The 19,507-nt window shown below is 69.4% G+C and carries 24 protein-coding genes, 1 pseudogene and 1 riboswitch; of the genes and pseudogenes, 16 read left to right on the forward strand and 9 right to left on the reverse strand.

All coding sequences use genetic code 11. The features are described from left to right. Entirely contained in the window at positions 1-1,200 is a 1,200-nt protein-coding gene (gene moeA, locus AC5Y6Y_RS20955; RefSeq protein WP_463825591.1) for a molybdopterin molybdotransferase MoeA, read from the forward strand. Here the strand turns inward: moeA and AC5Y6Y_RS20960 are convergent. Continuing rightward, positions 1,197-2,369, reverse strand: a complete 1,173-nt coding sequence (locus tag AC5Y6Y_RS20960) for an MFS transporter (RefSeq protein WP_473139508.1) — start codon at positions 2,367-2,369, stop codon at positions 1,197-1,199. The two genes, moeA and AC5Y6Y_RS20960, sit on opposite strands and share 4 nt — an antisense overlap. Before the next feature lie 140 nt (positions 2,370-2,509). Between AC5Y6Y_RS20960 and AC5Y6Y_RS20965 the strand changes: the two genes are divergently transcribed. From AC5Y6Y_RS20965 to AC5Y6Y_RS20980, 4 genes are all read left to right on the forward strand, one after another. After that, positions 2,510-3,208 (forward strand): phosphatidylserine decarboxylase, encoded by a 699-nt coding sequence (locus AC5Y6Y_RS20965; protein WP_473139436.1) that lies wholly within the window; start codon positions 2,510-2,512, stop codon positions 3,206-3,208. Beyond that, positions 3,205-4,062 (forward strand): CDP-diacylglycerol--serine O-phosphatidyltransferase, encoded by an 858-nt coding sequence (gene pssA / locus AC5Y6Y_RS20970; RefSeq protein WP_499930205.1) that lies wholly within the window; start codon positions 3,205-3,207, stop codon positions 4,060-4,062. Before AC5Y6Y_RS20965 ends, pssA begins: the two co-directional genes overlap by 4 nt. A gap of 1 nt (position 4,063) precedes the next feature. Next, the gene (locus tag AC5Y6Y_RS20975) at positions 4,064-6,223 is read left to right on the forward strand and encodes an AAA family ATPase (RefSeq protein WP_473139437.1); all 2,160 of its coding nucleotides are present in this window, start codon (positions 4,064-4,066) and stop codon (positions 6,221-6,223) included. 104 nt (positions 6,224-6,327) lie between these two features. Then, positions 6,328-7,485, forward strand: a complete 1,158-nt coding sequence (locus tag AC5Y6Y_RS20980) for an MFS transporter (protein ID WP_473139509.1) — start codon at positions 6,328-6,330, stop codon at positions 7,483-7,485. Here AC5Y6Y_RS20980 and AC5Y6Y_RS20985 read toward each other — a convergent pair. Continuing rightward, complete coding sequence (locus AC5Y6Y_RS20985; protein WP_463825586.1) at positions 7,470-8,120, reverse strand: LON peptidase substrate-binding domain-containing protein; 651 nt, start codon at positions 8,118-8,120, stop codon at positions 7,470-7,472. The genes AC5Y6Y_RS20980 and AC5Y6Y_RS20985 overlap by 16 nt on opposite strands. Continuing rightward, on the reverse strand, positions 8,110-8,724 hold the full coding sequence (locus AC5Y6Y_RS20990) for a TetR/AcrR family transcriptional regulator (protein ID WP_473139438.1): 615 nt from the start codon (positions 8,722-8,724) through the stop codon (positions 8,110-8,112). The genes AC5Y6Y_RS20985 and AC5Y6Y_RS20990 overlap by 11 nt, the downstream gene beginning before the upstream one ends. 21 nt (positions 8,725-8,745) lie before the next feature. On the opposite strand from AC5Y6Y_RS20990, the gene AC5Y6Y_RS20995 reads away from it, so the two are divergent. Beyond that, entirely contained in the window at positions 8,746-9,132 is a 387-nt protein-coding gene (locus AC5Y6Y_RS20995; protein WP_473139439.1) for a hypothetical protein, read from the forward strand. Here AC5Y6Y_RS20995 and AC5Y6Y_RS21000 read toward each other — a convergent pair. Genes AC5Y6Y_RS21000 through napA form a run of 4 tightly spaced genes read right to left on the reverse strand, consistent with a single transcriptional unit; the run spans position 9,129 to position 11,832 of the window. Then, the gene (locus tag AC5Y6Y_RS21000; protein WP_473139440.1) at positions 9,129-10,274 is read right to left on the reverse strand and encodes a glutamate--cysteine ligase; all 1,146 of its coding nucleotides are present in this window, start codon (positions 10,272-10,274) and stop codon (positions 9,129-9,131) included. The two genes, AC5Y6Y_RS20995 and AC5Y6Y_RS21000, sit on opposite strands and share 4 nt — an antisense overlap. Next, positions 10,255-10,962, reverse strand: coding sequence for a superoxide dismutase[Cu-Zn] (gene sodC / locus AC5Y6Y_RS21005; RefSeq protein WP_473139441.1), 708 nt, complete (start codon positions 10,960-10,962; stop codon positions 10,255-10,257). The genes AC5Y6Y_RS21000 and sodC overlap by 20 nt, the downstream gene beginning before the upstream one ends. 38 nt (positions 10,963-11,000) lie before the next feature. After that, positions 11,001-11,471 carry a LytR C-terminal domain-containing protein gene (locus AC5Y6Y_RS21010; protein ID WP_473139442.1) on the reverse strand — a complete coding sequence of 157 codons (471 nt, stop codon included), beginning with the start codon at positions 11,469-11,471 and terminating at the stop codon, positions 11,001-11,003. A gap of 52 nt (positions 11,472-11,523) precedes the next feature. Further along, a complete protein-coding gene (gene napA, locus AC5Y6Y_RS21015; RefSeq protein WP_463825581.1) occupies positions 11,524-11,832 on the reverse strand; it encodes a nucleoid-associated protein NapA in 309 nt (102 codons plus the stop codon). A gap of 151 nt (positions 11,833-11,983) precedes the next feature. On the opposite strand from napA, the gene AC5Y6Y_RS21020 reads away from it, so the two are divergent. The 4 genes and pseudogenes from AC5Y6Y_RS21020 to AC5Y6Y_RS21035 all read left to right on the forward strand — a co-directional run bounded on the left by AC5Y6Y_RS21020 (position 11,984) and on the right by AC5Y6Y_RS21035 (position 14,592). Next, a complete protein-coding gene (locus AC5Y6Y_RS21020) occupies positions 11,984-12,580 on the forward strand; it encodes a peptide deformylase (protein WP_463825580.1) in 597 nt (198 codons plus the stop codon). Continuing rightward, positions 12,580-13,149, forward strand: a pseudogene (locus tag AC5Y6Y_RS21025) (GNAT family N-acetyltransferase, cg3035/Rv0428c family); the annotation flags it as partial. The gene AC5Y6Y_RS21020 and the pseudogene AC5Y6Y_RS21025, both read left to right, overlap by 1 nt. Before the next feature lie 82 nt (positions 13,150-13,231). Beyond that, positions 13,232-14,035: an exodeoxyribonuclease III gene (locus AC5Y6Y_RS21030; protein ID WP_463825966.1), complete on the forward strand. Its 804-nt coding sequence runs from the start codon at positions 13,232-13,234 to the stop codon at positions 14,033-14,035. A gap of 92 nt (positions 14,036-14,127) precedes the next feature. Then, complete coding sequence (locus AC5Y6Y_RS21035; protein ID WP_473139443.1) at positions 14,128-14,592, forward strand: hypothetical protein; 465 nt, start codon at positions 14,128-14,130, stop codon at positions 14,590-14,592. Between the two features lie 8 nt (positions 14,593-14,600). Here AC5Y6Y_RS21035 and AC5Y6Y_RS21040 read toward each other — a convergent pair whose 3' ends face one another. Beyond that, positions 14,601-14,786, reverse strand: coding sequence for an Rv1535 domain-containing protein (locus AC5Y6Y_RS21040; protein WP_473139444.1), 186 nt, complete (start codon positions 14,784-14,786; stop codon positions 14,601-14,603). Between the two features lie 59 nt (positions 14,787-14,845). Here AC5Y6Y_RS21040 and AC5Y6Y_RS21045 point away from each other — a divergent pair, with 59 nt between their 5' ends. The 6 genes from AC5Y6Y_RS21045 to AC5Y6Y_RS21070 all read left to right on the forward strand — a co-directional run bounded on the left by AC5Y6Y_RS21045 (position 14,846) and on the right by AC5Y6Y_RS21070 (position 19,065). After that, the gene (locus AC5Y6Y_RS21045; protein ID WP_473139445.1) at positions 14,846-15,127 is read left to right on the forward strand and encodes a hypothetical protein; all 282 of its coding nucleotides are present in this window, start codon (positions 14,846-14,848) and stop codon (positions 15,125-15,127) included. A gap of 44 nt (positions 15,128-15,171) precedes the next feature. Beyond that, a riboswitch (TPP riboswitch) is annotated at positions 15,172-15,282 on the forward strand. Further along, a complete protein-coding gene (gene thiC / locus AC5Y6Y_RS21050) occupies positions 15,273-16,910 on the forward strand; it encodes a phosphomethylpyrimidine synthase ThiC (protein WP_463825576.1) in 1,638 nt (545 codons plus the stop codon). Its footprint overlaps the riboswitch before it by 10 nt. Beyond that, entirely contained in the window at positions 16,907-17,737 is an 831-nt protein-coding gene (gene thiD, locus AC5Y6Y_RS21055; RefSeq protein WP_463825575.1) for a bifunctional hydroxymethylpyrimidine kinase/phosphomethylpyrimidine kinase, read from the forward strand. The genes thiC and thiD overlap by 4 nt, the downstream gene beginning before the upstream one ends. Further along, positions 17,734-18,357, forward strand: a complete 624-nt coding sequence (locus tag AC5Y6Y_RS21060; RefSeq protein WP_463825574.1) for an alpha/beta hydrolase family protein — start codon at positions 17,734-17,736, stop codon at positions 18,355-18,357. The genes thiD and AC5Y6Y_RS21060 overlap by 4 nt, the downstream gene beginning before the upstream one ends. A gap of 96 nt (positions 18,358-18,453) precedes the next feature. Beyond that, positions 18,454-18,678 (forward strand): hypothetical protein, encoded by a 225-nt coding sequence (locus tag AC5Y6Y_RS21065; protein WP_463825573.1) that lies wholly within the window; start codon positions 18,454-18,456, stop codon positions 18,676-18,678. 42 nt (positions 18,679-18,720) lie between these two features. After that, positions 18,721-19,065 carry a hypothetical protein gene (locus tag AC5Y6Y_RS21070; protein ID WP_463825572.1) on the forward strand — a complete coding sequence of 115 codons (345 nt, stop codon included), beginning with the start codon at positions 18,721-18,723 and terminating at the stop codon, positions 19,063-19,065. Here AC5Y6Y_RS21070 and AC5Y6Y_RS21075 read toward each other — a convergent pair. Beyond that, positions 19,062-19,496, reverse strand: a complete 435-nt coding sequence (locus tag AC5Y6Y_RS21075) for a DUF4190 domain-containing protein (protein ID WP_473139446.1) — start codon at positions 19,494-19,496, stop codon at positions 19,062-19,064. The genes AC5Y6Y_RS21070 and AC5Y6Y_RS21075 overlap by 4 nt on opposite strands. Between the last annotated feature and the right edge of the window lie 11 nt (positions 19,497-19,507).

Raw genomic sequence — 19,507 nt, forward strand, 5'->3', positions numbered from 1 at the left:
ATGCGCTCGGTCACCGAACATCAGCGGATCGTCGCGGACCTGATCCGGCCGCGCCCGGCGGTCGCAGTGTCGCTGCGCGACGCCCTGGGCCTGACGCTGGCCGAGGACGTGGTTGCGCCGCTGTCACTGCCGGTGTTCGACAACTCCGCGATGGACGGCTACGCGGTGTGGGCGCAGGACACCGTGGCCGCCACCCCCGACCATCCGGTGCAGTTGCCCGTCGCCGAGGACATTCCGGCCGGGCGCACCGACCCGCTCGAACTGCGACCGGGCACCGCCCACCGGATCATGACCGGCGCGCCGCTGCCGGCGGGTGCGACGGGCATCGTGCCGGTGGAAGACACCGACGGCGGCGTCGAGACGGTGCGGATCCGCCGGCCCGCCGGCCCCGGCCGCCACATCCGCCGCGCCGGCGAGGACGTCGCCGCCGGTACCACCGTGTTGTCCGCCGGCCGAGTGGTGACCCCGGCCGCGCTGGGCCTGGTGGCGGCGTTGGGACTGGCCGAGTTGGCGGTGCTACCGCGACAGCGGGTGCTGGTGATCTCCACCGGCTCGGAGTTGGCGCCGCCGGGCGCTGCGCTGCTGCCCGGGCAGATCTACGAGTCCAACGCGGTCATGCTGGCCGCCGCCGTCCGGGAGGCGGGCGCCGAGGTGGTGGCCACCGCGACCGCCGGCGACGACGTCGCCCAGTTCAACGCGGTGCTGGACAGTCACGCCGCCGCCGCCGACCTGATCGTCACCAGCGGCGGGGTCAGTGCCGGCGCCTATGAGGTGGTCAAGGACGCCTTCGGTGGCGATCGAGGCGTGCAGTTCGTCAAGGTCGCGATGCAGCCGGGCATGCCGCAGGGCGTCGGACGGGTGGGCGGCACCCCGATCGTCACCTTGCCCGGCAACCCGGTCAGTGCGCTGGTGTCCTTCGAGGTGTTCATCCGGCCGGCGCTGCGCACCGCCATGGGGCTACCGGATCCGCGCCGCCCACTGCGCGCGGCGGTGCTGACCGAGACGGTGTCCTCACCGCGGGGCAAACGCCAGTTCCGCCGGGCGGTGCTGGACGCTGAGACCGGGCAGGTCACCAGTTACGGCCCGCCGGCTTCGCACCACCTGCGCTGGCTGGCCACCGCGAACGGGCTGCTCGACATCCCCGAAGATGTTGTGGAGGTGCCGGCCGGCACCCGGCTGCAGGTGTGGGATCTGCGCTAGGCGGTCGAACCGGCCGGATCCCGGTGAAATTCGTCGGCGACCTTGAACGCGGTGGTGCCGCCGATGGCCACCGCGGCCACCGCGAGCACCACCGGGATGGTGAGCAGCGCCGCGGACAGCCCGAACCACTCGGCGAGGTGGCCGATCAGCGGCGGACCGAGCAGGTTGCCCAGCCAGCCGGTCGCGGCCACCAGGGCGATCGCCGAGCCGCCCTGGCCGGCGGAGTAGGCGGCGCTCAACGCCGTCGGCACCAACAGCGCCACCCCGGCGCCCACACAGGCGAAGCCGATGACGCTGACCGCGACACTGGCGGACGCGAGCGTCACGCACATGGCGACCGCGGCGAACAGGGCCAGCGCCGGCAGCAGCCGACGTGCCGGCAATCGCGCGTGCAACCGCATCGCGCCGAGCCGCATCGCCACCATCGCCGACGTGTAGGCGGCGTAGCTCAGCGCCGCCACACCGGGACCGGCGCCGACCACGTCGTGCAGATAGTTGGCTGACCAGTCGGTGGCGGCGCCCTCGCACAGGAACGACGCAAAGGCCACCGCAGCCAGCAGCGCCACCGTCCGGGTCAGCCGAGCCCGACCCGGCTGCTTGCCGTCCTCGCAGGCGACCACGGCCTCGTCCGGGAACAGGCGGCGGGTGAACGGGCCCACGGCGACCAGCACCACCGCCCCGAGCACCGTCAGCTGCAGGCCCAGGCCGACCCCGATGCTGACGCAGCCGGCGCCGGTCAGCGCGCCCAGCAGGGCGCCGACACTCCACATGCCGTGGAAGCGGGCCATGATCGGCGCGCGGGCCAGCCGCTCCACCGTGCCGGCCTGGGTGTTCATCGCGACGTCCAGGCCACCCTGGAACATCCCCCACAGCGCGAGTGTGCCGAACAGCCACAGCCCGGAGGTGGCCAGCCCGACCGTCATTCCGGCCAGCGCGTAGCCCACCACCATGACCGGCACCAGCCGGTGACTGCCCCAGCGCGGCAACGCCCAATGGCTGAACACCGTCGCCGCGACCGACCCCAGCGGCGCACCGAACAGCGCGGTGCCCAACGCGGCGTCAGACAGCCCCAGGTCCGCCTTGACCTGCGGGATGTGCGCCGCCCACGACGAAAACACCACAGCGTGCAAGATGAACACTGCGGTGACACTCAGCTTCGCGCGGCGCAGGCGGGCCGCGCGCGCGTCATCGGTGGAAATCAGAGTGGGCCCTCAGGGACGGGTGCGAATTCCAAACGTTCTCCTGCCCGTTCCCCTTCCGGGCCGGAACGAACCACGACGGCCGGTCCCGCTTACGTAAGATGACCCGCGTGGCAAAACGCCCTGGCTCCGCCGACGGTCCTGCACACCTGCTCGAATTGGTGCGCTCCACCATTCCCCCGATACACCCGGCCGGCCTGCCGTTCGTCGCGACCGGCCTCGCCGTGGCGGCCGGCGGTTACCGTTACCGCTGGCTGCGCCGGACCGGCCTGCTCGCGGCCGGCGCCTGCGCGGGATTCTTCCGCCACCCCGCCCGGGTACCTCCCGGCCGGGACGGCGTCGTGGTCGCGCCGGCCGACGGCACGGTCGCCCTGGTCGATTCCGCCGCCCCGCCCGCCGAGCTCAGCCTGGGCGACACCCCGCGGCCACGCGTCAGCATCTTCCTGTCGATTCTGGATGTGCACGTGCAACGGGCGCCGGTGAGCGGGAAGGTGATCGCGGTGCAGCACCGCCCCGGGCAGTTCCTGTCCGCCGATCTGCCCGAGGCCAGCGCCGCCAACGAACGCACCAGCGTGCTGCTCCACACCGCAGCGGACGCCGAAGTGGTGGTCGTGCAGATCGCCGGGCTGGTCGCCCGTCGCATCGTGTGCAACGCCCACGTCGGCGACCACCTGACGATCGGCGAGACCTACGGTCTGATCCGGTTCGGCTCGCGGCTGGACACCTACCTGCCGCCAGGCGTCGAACCACTGGTCAAGGTCGGCCAGCGGGCCGTGGGCGGCGAGACCGTGCTGGCTGAGCTGTCATGATCGACAAGCCTCGCATCCGGCGAACGGTGGATCTGCACCTGCTGCCCAGCGCCATGACCGTGCTGTCCATCTGCGCCGGCCTGACCTCCATCAAGTTCGCGCTCGACGACAAGCCGATACCGGCGATGGCGCTGATCGCCGTCGCCGCCATCCTCGACGCCCTGGACGGCCGGGTGGCGCGCATCCTCAACGCCCAGTCGCGGATGGGCGCCGAGATCGATTCGCTGGCCGACGCGGTCAACTTCGGGGTGGCACCGGCGCTGGTGGTTTACGTGACGCTGCTGGAGAAGTCGCCGATCGGCTGGATGGTGGTGCTGCTGTACGCGGTGTGCGTGGTCTTGCGGTTGGCCCGGTACAACGCGCAGGCCGACGACGGCAGCCTGCCGCCGTACGCGAAGGAGTTCTTCGTCGGCATGCCCGCGCCGGCCGGTGCAGTGTCCATGATCGGCACCATCGGCCTCAAACTGCAGTTCGGGCACGACGGCTGGTGGTCCAACCAGTGGGTGCTGGCCGCCTGGATCACCGGGACGTCGCTGCTGATGGTCAGCGCCATCCCGATGAAGAAGGTCCACACCTTCGCGGTACCGCCGAACCTGGCGGTGCTGTTGCTGGCCGTGGTGGCGATCGTGGCGGCGGCCGCGGTGGTGGTGCCCTACATCCTGATCTGGGTGATCATCATCTCCTACGTGTGCCATATCCCGTTCGCGGTGCGCAGCAAGCGCTGGTTGGCCAAACACCCTGAGGTGTGGGACGACAAGCCCAAGCAGTGGCGGGCGGCGCAGCGCGCGACCGGTCGGGCGGCGCCGCACCGCCGCTCGATGGCACGGCTCGGGTTGCGCAAGCCGGGCCGGTAACGTGACCCGCCCCGACCAGCTCGCCCTCACCGCGCGGCTGAATACGTCCGCGGTCGACTCACGGCGCGGGGTGGTGCGACTGCATCCCAGTGCCATCGCGGCGTTGGGCATCCGGGAATGGGACGCGGTGTCGCTGACCGGCTCACGCACCACCGCGGCCGTCGTGGGCATGGCCGCCGGCGACATCCCCGTCGGCATCGCGCTGCTCGACGACGTCACGCTGTCCAACGCCGGACTGCGGGAAGGCATCGAGGTGATCCTGCGTGCGGTCACCGTCTACGGGGCCCGGACGGTCACCCTCAGCGGCTCGACGCTGGCGGCCCAATCGCTGTCGTCGGCGACGCTGCGCCAGGCGCTGCTGGGCAAGGTGATGATGGTCGGCGACGCGGTCTCGTTGCTGCCCCGCGACCTGGGCCCGGGCACCTCGACCTCGGCGGCCACCCGGGCGCTGGCCTCCTCGGTCGGGATCAGCTGGACCTCGGAGTTGTTGACCGTCACCGGTGTGGATCCGGACAGGCCGGTCAGCGTGCAACCGAACACGCTGGTCACCTGGGGAACGCTGGTCGCGCAGCGGCCGGCCGCGTCGGAGACGGCCGAGGTGGTCAGCCCGCAGATCCAGGTCGAAGAACTCAAGGGCGCGGGACCGCAGGCCGCCAAGCTGACCGAATGGCTCAAGCTCGCCCTGGACGAGCCGCACCTGCTCAAGACCCTGGGCGCCGACACCAACCTGGGTGTGCTGGTGTCCGGACCGGCCGGGGTCGGCAAGGTGACGCTGGTGCGTGCGGTGTGCGCCGGACGGCGGCTGGTGCAGGTGGACGGTCCCGAAGTCGGCGCCCTGGCCGCCGAGGACCGGCTCAAGTCGGTGACCGCGGCCGTGACCGCGGCGACGAGCAGCGGCGGGGTGCTGCTGATCACCGACGTCGACGCCCTGTTGCCGCAGACCCCCGAACCGGTGGCGTCGCTGGTACTGGCCGAGTTGCGCACCGCGGTGGCCACCGACGGCGTCGCGTTGATCGCCACCACCGCGCGGCCCGACCAGATCGACTCGCGGTTGCGGTCGCCGGAGTTGTGCGACCGCGAGCTGAGCCTGCCGCTGCCCGACGCGGCGACTCGCCGGGCACTGCTTGACGCGCTACTCAGAGAAGTCCCGGCCGGTGCTCTCGATTTGGACGAAATCGCAAGCCGGACACCGGGATTCGTGGTGGCCGACCTGGCCGCGTTGATCCGGGAAGCCGCGCTGCGGGCCGCCTCGCGGGCCAGCGCCGACGGGCGTCCGCCGCAGCTGAGCCAGGCGGACCTGCTGGGGGCGCTGACCGTGATCCGCCCGTTGTCCCGGTCGGCCGGCGAAGAGGTCAGCGTCGGGAACGTCACGCTGGCCGACGTCGGCGACATGGCCGAAGCCAAACAGGCGCTGACCGAATCGGTGCTGTGGCCGCTGCAGCACCCGGACACCTTCTCCCGGTTGGGGGTGGACCCGCCCCGCGGGGTGCTGCTCTACGGCCCGCCCGGTTGCGGCAAGACGTTCGTGGTGCGCGCGCTGGCCAGCACCGGCCAGCTCAGCGTGCACGCCGTCAAGGGCTCCGAGCTGATGGACAAGTGGGTGGGTTCGTCGGAGAAGGCGGTCCGCGAGTTGTTCCGCCGGGCCCGCGATTCCGCGCCGTCGCTGGTGTTCCTCGATGAGGTGGATGCACTGGCGCCGCGCCGCGGCCAGAGCTTCGACTCCGGCGTGACCGACCGGGTGGTGGCCGCGCTGCTGACCGAGCTGGACGGGATCGACCCGCTGCGCGACGTCGTGGTGCTGGGTGCGACCAACCGGCCCGACCTGATCGACCCGGCCCTGCTGCGGCCGGGCCGGCTGGAACGGCTGGTGTTCGTCGAGCCGCCCGACGCCGACGCCCGGCGCGAGATCCTGCGCACCGCCGGCAAGTCGATCCCGCTGAGTTCCGACGTCGACCTGGACGCGGTGGCCGCCGATTTGTCCGGGTACAGCGCCGCGGACTGCGTCGCGCTGCTGCGCGAGGCCGCGCTGGCTGCGATGCGGCGCTCCATCGACGCCGCCGACGTCACCGCCGCCGACCTGGCCACCGCCCGCGGTAAGGTGCGCCCCTCGCTGGACCCGCTACAGGTGGAGTCGCTGCGCGCCTTCGCCAAGGCGGTCTAGCCGCGTTTGCCCGACCCCGCACCGGGTATCGCTGCCCGGTGGGGCGGGGGTAATCAGCGGTGACGACGGCGATCTCGGAGGTCAGTGCGGCCAGGCGCTGGTCGATGCTGACGGTCTCCCAGCTGGCGACGCTGTCGGCCAACGTGTTCATCAACGGGGTCGCCTTTCTGATCCCCACCCTGGGCAATCGGGGCGTGAGCCTGGTGCAGGCGGCCCTGCTGGCGTCGATGCCCAGCGTCGGCATGATGTTGACCCTGATCCCGTGGGGCTACCTGCTGGACCGCGTCGGCGAGCGGATCGTGCTGTCGGCGGGCCTGGGGCTCACCGCGGCGGCCGGCTTCGCCGCGGCGTCGGTGCATTCGATGCTGCTGGTCGGCACGTTTCTGGTACTCGGCGGCATGGCCGCGGCCAGTTGCATCACGGCCAGCGGCCGGCTGGTCACCGGCTGGTTCCCCGAGCATCAGCGGGCGCTGGCCATGGGGATACGGCAGACCGCGCAACCGCTGGGAATCGCGGTGGCCGCACTGGTCATTCCCGAACTCGGTAGACGCCACATGTCGGCGGCGCTGTTGTTCCCCGCGGGTCTGTGTGCACTGGCCGCGGTGGCCAGCGCGTTGGCCGTGCGCGACCCGCCGCGCGAACACAGATCGCACGTACCGATGCGCGAGTTGGCCGACCTGTACCGGGGAACCTCGTTGTGGCGCATACACTTTGCCTCCGCGCTGTTGATGGTGCCGCAGCCGGTGGTGCTGACCTTCATGCTGGTCTGGTTTCTCCAGGAGCACCACCTGTCGATGGCGTGGGCCGGTGTGCTGGTCGGCGCTTCGCAACTGCTGGGCGCGGCGGTGCGCATCGCTGCCGGACGGTGGGCGGATGCCATCGGGTCGCGGATGCGGCCGGTCCGGTGGATCGCCGTGGTCACTGCCGCGGTGATGATGCTGCTCGCGCTGGCCGATCAGCTGAACTGGCCGGTATCGGTGGGCCTGATGGTCGTCGCGTCGGCGATCACCGGCGACAACGGTCTGCCGTTCACCAAGATCCCGGAGATAGCCGGGCCGTTCTGGAGCGGGTGGGCGTTGGGGAAGCAGAACACCTTCGAGCGGTTGGTGGTCGCCGTTGCGCCCCCGGTGTTCGCCCAGCTGATTGTGGTGGCCGGGTATCCGCTGGCCTTCGCGGTGTCGAGTGTCTTTCCGCTGGCAGCGTTGCCGCTGGTGCCGGTCACCGACCCCGCGGATTCCGACGGCGACTACTCGGAGAGCTGAAACTCGATCACCGCGGTCACCGAGTCCACCGCTTCGAGCAGGGCGGCCAGCCGGTCGGCCGCCGACGGCGCCGCGAGCACCGCATACCGATCGGCCGGACCCATCGGGACGCGAGTTGCCAAGGCGTACAACAGCTTTGCGTTGTCTCTGGGCTCTGCACCCGGATAGTCGAACAGCTCGGCGCGGTCCGGTAGCTGCACTCCCTGCACCGCGGCGATCCGCTCGAACAATGCCAGCACCCGGTCCTCGACGTCGCGGAACAGTGCCGCCGTCACCGGCGGCCCCGATTCGTCGGGCCAAATCTCTACGCGCGCACGGGGATACGGATCGTCCGGCAGCCATTCGCGCACCCGGATCCGGTCGCCGATCCGGCACCGCAACACATAACGGCCCGAGTCGGCAGCGGCGTAATCGGTGATGGTGGCCACCACCCCGATGTCGCTGCGCGCATCGCCGCCACCGACCTCGCGCCCGCGCGAAATCAGCACCACTCCGAAGCGGGGATTCTGACTGCCCATGCAGTCCTGCACCAGCGCGGTATAGCGGGGCTCGAAGATACGCAGCGGCAGGATCTCTCCGGGCAGCAGCGCCGATTCAAGCGGAAACATGGGCATTACCACCGGTTCACGATTCATCGCGCCTCACCCCCGGTTCAGCATAGCCACGCAGCAGCGACCGGGCGGCTGCCGCGACATCGGCCGCCAGCCACTCGGGCAGCGGATCGTCGTAGGCGTGGCGGCGCACCACCGCGTAGGGCAGGTCGACCACGGCGCGATTGACCGCGTCCACGGCGCGCGCCGCACCGCTCCCGTAGAGTCCGATCGCCAACTCGCGCACCCGCACGGCCAGCGGCGCGTTCATCGCGGCGAGGGTGTGCTGAAACTCCGCACCCGGCCGGCCGTCGACCAGGTCACCGGGCCGGACCGTCAGCAGCAACCGGGCGTCGTCGGGCAGGTCGCGGGCGAAGTCGATCGCAGCGGCCGCCATTGCCACGGCCGTCCCCTCCGGGGTCGGCGCCGTCGCCGCCATCGCGCGCGTCTGGAAGCGCTGCAGTGCGCGCAACCAGGCCGCGATCACCACCCCGTCGCGGTTGCCGAACCGGTGGTAGAGGGTGCCGGCCGGGGCGCCGCTGGCTTTGGCGATCGCCGCGACGCTGGCCGCCCGCGGTCCGTGCCCCAGAATCAGGGACCGTGTGGCATCGAGAATGACGTCGGTCTCATGCTTCCGTGGCGGCGCCATGATCTAGTACAGTCCTTCTATATGAAACGATTACCCTATATTGATGAGTATGGTATCCCGGTGCGGGCCTCGGCCGCTGACACCTGGTCGGCGCTGCTGCGCACCATGTGCCGCGATCCCCTCGACCCGACCACGGTTCCGGTCGGTTTCCAGTTGGACGAGGCGACGCCCCCGCAGCGGCTGGCACTCAAGGGCCGCCATCCGTTCGCCATCTATCGGCTGGTGTTCGAGCTCGATCCGGACGGAGACGCAGTCCGGTTGCGGGCACTGACGTTTGCGGAGTTTCCCGGCCTGCGCGGCAAGGTGTACCGCGCACTGGTCATCGGTTCCGGCGGCCACCGCGTCGCGGTGCGCCGGATGCTGCACCGGGTGGCCGCGGCCGTCGACCGGGATCGGGTGCGCGCCTAGATGTCCAACTCGGCCACCAGCGCGTCGACCACTGCGCGCAGGTCGCCGTCGTGCTCCTCGGCCACCCGCCGCTGTCGCTGGTAGGACGCGCCCAGGCGGGGGATGTCGGCGACGGCAGCCAACTCGTCGGCGCACCGCAACGACTTGGCGATCGGCTCCAGCCGGGTCAGCACCTCGTCGAGATCCTCGGTGACCAGCCGCTCGTTGCTGTCGGCGTCCAGGATGATCACTGCGTCGAGCCCGTAGCGGGCGGCCCGCCACTTGTTCTCCTGCACGTGCCAGGGCGGCATGGTCGGCAACGGCTCGTCGGCTTCCAGCCGGCGGTCCAGATCCACGATCAGGCAGTGCGTCAACGCCACCAGCGCACCCAACTCACGCAGGTTGGAGACACCGTCGCAGATGCGCACCTCGATGGTGCCCAGGTGCGGGGAAGGCCGGACGTCCCAACGGACCTCGTCGACGTGATCGATGATCCCGGTCTTCTTCTGGTCGTAGACGAAGCCCTCGAATTCCGACCACGCCTGAAATTGAAACGGCAGACCGGCCGTCGGCAACTGCTGGAACATCATCGAGCGATTGCTCGCATATCCGGTGTCCACGCCACCCCACCACGGCGACGACGCCGACAACGCCAGCAGGTGCGGATACTGGTTGAGCAGCGAGGAGATGATCGGCATCACCTTGTACGCCGACGAGATCCCGACGTGCACATGCACACCCCAGATCAACATCTGGCGGCCCCACCACTGGGTGCGCTTGATCAGCTCCGCGTAACGCGGTGCGTCGGTGAGCTTCTGACTGGACCACTGGGCGAACGGGTGGGTGCCGGCGCAGAACAGCTCCATGCCGCGGTCGCGGACGATGCGCCGGGCCGGGCCCAGCGTGTCGCGCAGGTCGTGCATGGCCTCGGCGGCGTTCTCGCAGATGCCGCTGACGACTTCGACGGTGTTGCGCAGCAATTCCTTGTGCACGCGCGGGTTTTCGCCGATCTCGGCGATCACCGCGGTGGCCTCGTTGCTCAGATCGCGGGTCTGCGCATCGACCAGCGCGAACTCCCATTCGACGCCGACCGTCGGACGGGGCGAACGAGCGAAATCGATGCGGTTGCGCGCCCGGCTTCCCTTACCCGGACCCGATGACACCGCACGCCACCCGCTTGCCGGCGTCACCGGTAGTCATCGTCGTCTCGTCGGGACCGGGTGCCCCGTTGACCTGGTAGCGATTCGGGATGTTCATGAAGTTGTCCGGGCCCTCGTGGATGATGATCGACGTCTTCGCACCGCCGACCAGGTCGTCCATGGTGAAGCCGTCGGTCGTGGTCACCAGCAGCGCCGCCCCGTCCTTACGCACCTGCAGCGAGGTCAGGTCTCCGCTGGAATGGCCGGTGGCGCCCGGCACCTTGAGGTGCCCACCTGCGGAGGCGAAATCGCCCTCACATTTGCCGACGCTGTGGACGTGCACGCCGTGGAATCCCGGCGCGAGCCCGCTGCTGCTGGTGGCCGTGATCGTCACGGTCGCATAGCCGTTGGCGAAATCGAACTTCGCCGTCGCGACCTCCTGGCCGGACGACCCCTTGAGCACAGTGGTGATGGTCTGCCCGGACGGCGGCGCCTCCTGGGTGCTGGGCGCGGGCTCGGCGTGGCCGGAGGTCGACGGCGCCGGGGTGCCGGTCCAGACCGTCGGCGGGGTACCGGTCGTGGTCGCCGCTTGCTGCGGCGACGAGCACGCACCTACGACCGCGACGCACGCGGCCGCGACCAGAGCGGACTTGGCGGCAGCTGCGGACGTGCGACCTGCGGGACGGACAACGGGACCGGCGGGCTTTGACATAGCCGTGAGCCTATCTTGACGACCCGTCGAACCGGGCCTCAACCCGTCACTAAAACGATGACGCCGGGGGGCTGGTCGGCGAGTGCGGCGATGCGCTTCTCCACCGGGGCGTTCAGCTTGGTCCCGACCGCTTCAGCGGTGGCCTTCTCGCTGTCTTCGCCGTAGTACACCGTGGTCGCCGTCACATCGGCGACCGCGAGGTTGGTCACCTCGGTCACCTTGAAGCCGGCCGCTTTGAGATCGTCGGCGGCAGTCTTGGCGATGCCCTCCCGCGAGGAGATGTTGTACACCCGCACCTCGGCCTGGTTGGCCGCCGGTTTGGCACTGGTCGAGGTCGGCGCCGACGTGCTGGACATCGTGGTGACCGCCGACGACGACTCCTCGTCGGCCTTGCCGGCCGAACCCAGGGCCTGCCAGCCGAGCAACAGGAAAATCACGCCCAGGAAGAGCAGCACCATCACCATGGCCCGCAGCGGAAGCCCCGTCGAGTCGGGTACGCGCTCGTTCATCGAAGCCACTGTAACCAGCGCACGGCCAGAACCCGCAAAGGGCGCGGACCGGTCAGGTGACCTCGAAGCCCAGCCGCCGCGCGGCGCGGGCCTTCTGGCGACTGGCCCGCAGCCGCCGCAACCGCTTCACCAACATCGGGTCGGCGGCCAGCGCTTCGGGCCGGTCGACCAGCGCGTTGAGCACCTGGTAGTAGCGCGTCGCCGACATCGAGAACAGCTCCTTGATGGCGTCTTCCTTGACGCCGGCGAATTTCCACCACTGCCGTTCGAAAGCCAAGATGTCATGCTCGCGCCGGGTCAGCCCGTCTGCGATCTCCGAGTCGTCGTCCGCTCGATGTGCCCGCGCCATGGCGCTGTCCATATTGCTTCCCCTGGACCCTTTCGGCGAATGCTGGGCAATGTTGTGCGCGAATATTGAACCACGCCGCAATGTGTTGCGCCGGAATGCAGACCCGCGCGTCGGCGTAGACCTTTGCGGGACCGTTCGCGCAACTCGCCTAAGCTAGCCGACCATGGCAGTCGTACCCATCCGCATCGTGGGAGATCCGGTTTTGCACACTCCGACGACGCCTGTCCCGGTCGGCGCCGACGGGTCGCTGCCGGCCGAGGTGCTCGAGCTGATCCAGACCATGTACGACACCATGGACGCCGCCCACGGTGTGGGACTCGCGGCCAACCAGATCGGGCACGGCCTGCGGTTGTTCGTCTACGACTGCTCGGACGACCGGGGACTGACCAGCCGCCGGCGCGGGGTGGTGGTCAACCCGGTGCTGGAGACGTCGGAGATTCCCGAGACCATGCCGTCAGCCGGCCACGACGACGACGAAGGGTGCCTCTCGGTGCCGGGCGAGTCCTTTCCGACCGGACGGGCCGACTGGGCGAAGGTCACCGGCCTGGACGCCGACGGCAAACCGGTCAGCGTCGAAGGCACCGGGCTGTTCGCGCGCATGTTGCAGCACGAGACCGGGCATCTGGACGGATTCCTCTATCTCGACCGGTTGATCGGCCGGCACGCACGCGCGGCCAAGCGGGCGGTCAAGTCGCATGGCTGGGGCGTGCCGGGATTGTCCTGGACGCCGGGCGAGGGGCCCGACCCGTTCGGTCACTGATGGTTGCCTGGCCGCCGCCCGGGACGCGGGTGACGCTGCGCTACCGCCGGCCGGCCGGATCGGTCCCGCCGCTGACCGACGCCGTGGGCCGGTTGCTGGCGGTCGATCCCGCGGTGCACGTACAGACGAAATCCGGTGCAGTGGTCCAGGTTCGGCCCGACGACGTGGTGGCCCTGCGGGTCCTGACCGACGCTCCGGTGCGCACTGCCGACATCCGGGCGCTCGAGCGCCGGGCCGCCGAGGCCCGGCCCGGCGCCGAGGAAAGCCGGCTGTCGGGCTGGCTGCTGCGCGCCGGTGACGGCGTTGAACTGGCCACCAATTCTGCTGTGCCGCTTGATCTTTCGGCGGATTCAGCAGCCATCGGCGCGATCGCCGCCTGGTACACCGCGCGAGGCCTGCCGCCGCGGGTGGTCATCCCGGACCGGTTGCTGTCGCCGCCGGCCGGCTGGTGCTGCGAGCGTACCGAACGGGTCCTGGTGCGCGAGGCTGATCACGCGTACCGCTGCATACCCGACACCGAGCCGACCGGCACGGCCGAATTGCAGGGTTTCCGCCTGCACCATCGCCGCCGGTATTTCCGCGCAGCACCGGACTGGACACCGGACTAGAGAGGAGAACGCCATGCCCGACACCCCCGCCGGCGGCGACCGGCTGCGGTTGGCCACCTGGAACGTCAACTCGATCCGCTCCCGGCTGGACCGGGTCCTCGACTGGCTGGTGCGCGCCGAGGTCGACGTGCTGGCCATGCAGGAGACCAAGTGTTCGGATGAAAAGTTTCCGGCCCTGCCGTTCCACGAAATCGGTTACGAGGTGGCCCATGTCGGCTTCAACCAATGGAACGGGGTGGCGATCGCCTCCCGGGTCGGGCTGTCCGATGTGCAGGTCGGCTTCGACGGCCAGCCGACCTGGAGCGCCAAACCCGACGTGGCGGCGGCGGCCGAAGCCCGTGCGCTCGGCGCCACCTGCGGCGGGGTGCGGGTGTGGAGCCTGTACGTGCCGAACGGCCGCACCCTCGACGACCCGCATTACCTCTACAAGTTGAATTGGCTTGCCGCGCTGCGCGATACCGCTGCCGGCTGGATGCGCGAGGATCCCGGCGCGCCCATCGCGCTGGTCGGCGACTGGAATATCGCGCCCACCGACGACGATGTCTGGAGCACCGAGTACTACGCCGGCTGCACCCACGTCTCGGAACCGGAGCGCCGTGCGTTCGCGGCCATCGTCGACGCACAATTCGCTGACCTGGTAAGGCCTTTCACGCCGGGACCGGGGGTATACACCTACTGGGACTACACCCAGCTGCGCTTCCCCAAGAAGCAGGGCATGCGCATCGACTTCATCCTTGGCTCCCCGGCGCTGGCCGAGCGGGTGGTGGACGCACAGATCGTCCGCGAGGAGCGCAAGGGCAAGGCGCCCAGCGATCACGCGCCGGTCCTGGTGGACCTACGCCCCTGACCTTTCAAGATGCTGTGAAATTCGTTGTTGTTTCTGGTGAAGAACGCGGCCGGGGGGTATACAAGCAGAGTAGCCAAGGCCAGGGAGTGATCATGGGTGTCGTTGACGGAGCTTTTCGCACGGTAGGTCGGACACTCAGTCGGGCCGCGACGGCAACCACCGCCGCTGCCGGCGCCGTCGGCGGGGCGACGGTCAACGGCATCGTCGGCGGGGTCAAGGGCGCCGCCGAGGGGATTCAGCAGGGCATCGGCACCGGCAGCAAGTCGACTCCGGCCGCCGCGCTGGCGATCGGCGCGATCGGCGCCGCGGGTCTCATCGAGTGGCCCATCCTGTTGGCGGTCGGCGGTGGAGCGCTGTTGCTGCGCAAACTGAACAACGCCCCGGAACCGGCCGGCGTGCAGGCCCCGGCCAAGCTCACCCCGGTGCCGGACGAACCGGCCGCCGCCGAAGCACCGAAGACCCCGACGAAGACAGCGACAAAGACAGCCCGGAAGGCACCGGCCAAAAAGGTCGCCGGGCGCCGGGCCGGTAGCACCAGCCTGCGCAGTACGAACTGATTCCGTCGTCAGCCGGTTGCGCGCGAGCAATCACACCGCGACGCGCGGACCGTGACAGGGCGAGGAGTTCGATCCGAGACCACCTCCAGCACCCCCGCCCGCCACAGCAGGGCGTACAGCTCCGTCAACGGCCTCTGCAGCAACCGGGCGCACGACGCAGCCAGCGGGTCACGCAATGCATCTGTCGTCGTCATACCTCGACGGTGACCGCCCCACCGGGCACGACGGCAAACCCTTCGTTACTGAAAGGCAAATGATGGCCGAAAAGAAAGATCGCTCCGTTACCTCCCAGCGCGAGGCGGTGTCCCAGATCCGGCAGGCCCAGACGTTCGTGATCAACCTGCCGATCCTGGGCAGGGTCCAGATACCGCCGCCCGAACAGCTGGCCTACTACGGCGGGATCGCGGCCCTGGCGGCGTTCGAACTGATCGACTGGCCCGTCGCCCTGGTGATCACCGCCGGGCACCTGCTGGCCAGCAACCACCACAACCAGGTCCTCGAGGAACTCGGCGAGGCCCTGGAAGAGGCCGACTGATACCCGGGCCGGTGCGCGCTGCGCTAGCGTGGGAGCCATCCAACCGAAAATGACGCGGGAGCGCACGCCCGGTGCGCTGAGAGGACGGCTCGGGGCCGTCGACCGTACGAACCTGACCGGGTAATGCCGGCGTAGGGAGATAGCCATGACCATGACCGTCGAACCGTCCGTCACCACCGGCCCGATCGCCGGCAGCAGCAAGACCTACCGCGAGGTGGAGGGCGTCCCCGCGGCGCGGGTCCCGTTCCGGCGGGTGCACCTGTCCACCGGGGATCACTTCGACCTGTACGACACGTCCGGGCCCTACACCGACGCGAACGCCGTGATCGACCTGAACGCCGGCCTGCCGCCGCGTCCGGGTGTGGTCCGCGACCGCGGCACCCAGCTGCAGCGCGCCCGCGCCGGCGAGATCACCGCGGAGATGGCCTACATCGCGGTGCGCGAAGGCATGCCCGCCGAGCTGGTGCGGGACGAGGTGGCCCGCGGGAGGGCCGTCATTCCGGCCAACCACAACCACCCCGAGATCGAGCCGATGATCATCGGCAAGGCGTTCGCGGTGAAGGTGAACGCCAACATCGGCAACTCCGCCGTCACCTCCTCCATCGCCGAGGAGGTCGACAAGATGGTGTGGGCCACCCGCTGGGGCGCGGACACCATCATGGACCTGTCCACCGGCAAGAACATCCACGAAACCCGCGAATGGATCCTGCGCAACTCGCCGGTCCCGGTCGGCACGGTGCCCATCTACCAGGCACTGGAGAAGGTCAAGGGTGACCCGACCGAGTTGACCTGGGAGTTGTACCGCGACACCGTGATCGAACAGTGCGAGCAAGGTGTCGACTACATGACCGTGCACGCCGGTGTGCTGCTGCGGTACGTGCCGCTGACGGCCAAGCGCGTCACCGGCATCGTGTCCCGCGGCGGGTCGATCATGGCGGCATGGTGCCTGGCGCACCACCGGGAGTCGTTCCTGTACACCCACTTCGAGGAACTCTGTGACATCCTGGCCCGCTATGACGTCACGTTCTCCCTGGGCGACGGGCTGCGGCCGGGTTCCATCGCCGACGCCAACGACGCCGCCCAGTTCGCTGAGTTGCGCACCCTGGGCGAGCTGACCAAGATCGCCAAAGCCCACGGGGTGCAGGTGATGATCGAAGGCCCGGGCCACGTCCCGATGCACAAGATCGTGGAAAACGTTCGGCTGGAGGAGGAGTGGTGCGAGGAGGCACCGTTCTACACCCTCGGGCCGCTGGCCACCGACATCGCGCCGGCCTACGACCACATCACCTCGGCGATCGGCGCGGCGATCATCGCCCAAGCCGGCACCGCGATGCTCTGCTATGTCACCCCCAAGGAGCACCTCGGCCTGCCGGACCGCAAGGACGTCAAAGACGGCGTGATCGCCTACAAGATCGCCGCGCACGCAGGTGATCTGGCCAAGGGCCATCCACACGCGCAGGACCGCGACAACGCTCTGAGCACAGCACGTTTCGAATTCCGCTGGAACGACCAGTTCGCCCTGTCGCTGGATCCCGACACCGCACGGGAGTACCACGACGAGACGCTGCCGGCCGAACCCGCCAAGACCGCCCACTTCTGTTCGATGTGCGGGCCGAAGTTCTGCTCGATGCGCATCACCCAGGATGTGCGGGACTTCGCCGCCAAGCACGGACTGGAAACCGAGGCAGATGTGGACGCCATGCTGGCCGCCGGCATGGCAGAGAAGTCCCGCGAGTTCGCCGACCACGGCAACCGGGTGTATCTGCCGCTCGCCCAGCAGTGACCTACCTGCCCCTGCCGGCACCGGGCGCAACGCCGCTGCGGGTGCTGACGATCGCCGGGTCGGACTCCGGGGGCGGCGCGGGCATTCAGGCCGACATGCGCACCATGGCGCTGCTGGGCGTGCACGCCTGCGTCGCCGTCACCGCGGTGACTATCCAGAACACCTTGGGCGTCAAGGGTTTTCACGAGGTTCCCACCGCGGTGGTGGCCGGGCAGATCGAAGCGGTGGTCACCGACATCGGCATCCAGGCGGCCAAGACCGGGATGCTGGCGTCGTCGTCCATCATCGAGGTGGTGGCCGCCACCTGGCAACGCCTCGACCCGCAGGCGCCGTTGGTCGTCGACCCGGTCTGCGCGTCCATGCACGGGGATCCGCTGCTGGCCCGGGATGCGCTGGAATCGCTTCGCACCCAACTGTTTCCGTTGGCCACGTTGGTGACGCCGAACCTGGACGAGGTACGGCTGATCGTCGATATCGAGGTGGTCGACGCCGCGTCCCAGCGCGCCGCGGCCGAGGCACTGCATGCCCTGGGCCCGCGGTGGGCGCTGGTGAAGGGCGGGCACCTGCGGACCTCGCAGTCCAGTTGCGATCTGCTGTACGACGGTTGCGATTTCTACGAGTTCGACCAGCCCCGGATCGCCACCGGCGACGACCACGGCGGCGGTGACACGTTGGCGTCGGCGGTGGCCTGCGCGCTGGCCCACGGCTTCACCGTGCCCGACGCCGTGCGCTTCGGAAAGCGCTGGGTCACCGAATCGCTGCGGGCCGCCTATCCGCTGGGCCGCGGCCACGGTCCGGCCTCTCCCCTGTTCCGGCTGCACCGGTGAACCTCGACGACATCGCAGGTGTCGCGCATCGGCCCGAAGGCACCCCACATGGGGTGGTGGTGCTGACCCACGGCGCCGGTGGCAATCGGGATTCCGCACTACTGCAACAGATTTGCGCACAGTGGGCCCAGCGCGGCTGGCTCGCGGTGCGCTACAACCTGCCGTACCGCCGACGCCGCGCAGCAGGCCCGCCGTCGGGCTCGGCGGCCACCGACCGGGCCGGGATCATCGAGGCGATCGAGGTGTGCCGGCGACTCAGCGACGGACCGCTGATCGCCGGCGGACATTCCTACGGCGGCCGGCAGACATCCATGGTGGCCGCGGGGGGCCAGCCACTGGACGTGCTTACCCTGTTCTCCTATCCGGTGCACCCACCGGGCAAGCCGGAGCGTTCCCGCACCGAACATCTGCCGGACATCACGGTGCCGACGGTGTTCACCCACGGCACATCCGATCCGTTCGGCACGATCACCGAACTGCGCGACGCCGCTGCGCTCATCTGCGCACCGACCGAGATCGTCGAGATCACCGGCGCCCGCCACGACCTCGCTTCGAAGAAGTTCGACGTCGCCGGCCTGGCGGTGGCCGCGGCGCTCCGGCTGGCAACCGCAGTGGGCTGAAACGCCCTGCTCCGCACCACCCAGACTACCGTCGTGCTGGAATGTCCATTAACATAGTGCACGTCCGTGGGGTAGGCCGACTGGTGGCGGGGCGTCGTGTTGGAAAGAATTCGCCGGGTGTTGAGCTTCGAGCTCTCCGTCGCCCAGCTGCTGGCCATCGGGATCGGGCTCGGTGCCCCATATCTGCTGGTAGGGGTGGTTTGGTCAGCGACGCACACCGATCATCTGCGCGATCTGCAGGGCGCCGATCTGGCCGTGTCGTTCCTGGGGTCGATCGTTTCATGGCCCGTCCTACTGTTCGCCAATGTCTGCATGACCTGAATGTCGACACCGTACCGACTATTAACATCGCCGGGAGCAAACGTGAGTCACCGTCAGTTCTACCTCGGAATCACCGGCCTGCTACTCGTGCTGATCGGACTGGCTGCGCTGTGGTTTCCGGTGTACCTGGGCCAGTACGACCAGTACGGCATCAGGATCAACTGCGGCAACGGTCTCGGCTTCCAGCTCTCTCAGGCCCCGCAGGCCGCCCCGGCCGCGACGTCGCAGTGCGGCAGCGCGTTGCTGATCCGTCGGTTATGGGCGATCCCCGCCGTGGCCGTCGGGTGGGTGCTGGTCTGCTGGGTAGCGATCAAGTGGATGCGGGAAGAGACGTTGAGCGACGAGCCCGAACACCTTGTGCCCCATCCCGAGATCGGGTGGTTCTAACAGGACACCGTCTGGGGAGTGCGGCTGATCGTCGCGGCGATGGCGGTCGAGTAATCGTAGTAGTCGCGGTGGTGGTAACGATGGCGGCGTGAGTCCGCCTGTGCCAGCAGCACCAGCGCGATCACGATGATCACCCCGGCCACCACGGTGAGCGCGCTGATGATGATGCCGGCAATCGCCATGCCGCGGCCCTGTTGCCCGCTGGTCCTGATCTGGTGGAGTCCGATGAACCCGAACACCAGCCCGAGAACGGTGGCCACGCCGCACACGAACGGTCCGATCACCGAACACACCAGCGAGGCGATCGCCATACCGTTCGTGCCCTGCTGCGTCGGGTAACCGCCCATCGGCGGCGGATAACCGAAGCCTGGTTGCGGCTGGTATCCGTAGCCACCGGGCGGCGGCGGATAGCTCGGCGGCTCGTAGGTCACGAGACGAAACT

The organism is Mycobacterium sp. NGS24 (assembly GCF_059813065.1).

What these genes read in the sequence shown, in the direction of transcription:
- moeA (WP_463825591.1), top strand. Translation starts at nt 1, where the DNA reads ATGCGCTCGGTCACCGAACATCAGCGGATCGTCGCGGACCTGATCCGG.
- pssA (WP_499930205.1), top strand. Translation starts at nt 3,205, where the DNA reads ATGATCGACAAGCCTCGCATCCGGCGAACGGTGGATCTGCACCTGCTG.
- AC5Y6Y_RS20980 (WP_473139509.1), top strand. Translation starts at nt 6,328, where the DNA reads ATGCTGACGGTCTCCCAGCTGGCGACGCTGTCGGCCAACGTGTTCATC.
- AC5Y6Y_RS20985 (WP_463825586.1), bottom strand. Translation starts at nt 8,120, where the DNA reads ATGAATCGTGAACCGGTGGTAATGCCCATGTTTCCGCTTGAATCGGCG.
- AC5Y6Y_RS20990 (WP_473139438.1), bottom strand. Translation starts at nt 8,724, where the DNA reads ATGGCGCCGCCACGGAAGCATGAGACCGACGTCATTCTCGATGCCACA.
- AC5Y6Y_RS20995 (WP_473139439.1), top strand. Translation starts at nt 8,746, where the DNA reads ATGAAACGATTACCCTATATTGATGAGTATGGTATCCCGGTGCGGGCC.
- sodC (WP_473139441.1), bottom strand. Translation starts at nt 10,962, where the DNA reads ATGTCAAAGCCCGCCGGTCCCGTTGTCCGTCCCGCAGGTCGCACGTCC.
- AC5Y6Y_RS21010 (WP_473139442.1), bottom strand. Translation starts at nt 11,471, where the DNA reads ATGAACGAGCGCGTACCCGACTCGACGGGGCTTCCGCTGCGGGCCATG.
- napA (WP_463825581.1), bottom strand. Translation starts at nt 11,832, where the DNA reads ATGGACAGCGCCATGGCGCGGGCACATCGAGCGGACGACGACTCGGAG.
- AC5Y6Y_RS21020 (WP_463825580.1), top strand. Translation starts at nt 11,984, where the DNA reads ATGGCAGTCGTACCCATCCGCATCGTGGGAGATCCGGTTTTGCACACT.
- AC5Y6Y_RS21035 (WP_473139443.1), top strand. Translation starts at nt 14,128, where the DNA reads ATGGGTGTCGTTGACGGAGCTTTTCGCACGGTAGGTCGGACACTCAGT.
- AC5Y6Y_RS21040 (WP_473139444.1), bottom strand. Translation starts at nt 14,786, where the DNA reads ATGACGACGACAGATGCATTGCGTGACCCGCTGGCTGCGTCGTGCGCC.
- AC5Y6Y_RS21045 (WP_473139445.1), top strand. Translation starts at nt 14,846, where the DNA reads ATGATGGCCGAAAAGAAAGATCGCTCCGTTACCTCCCAGCGCGAGGCG.
- thiC (WP_463825576.1), top strand. Translation starts at nt 15,273, where the DNA reads ATGACCATGACCGTCGAACCGTCCGTCACCACCGGCCCGATCGCCGGC.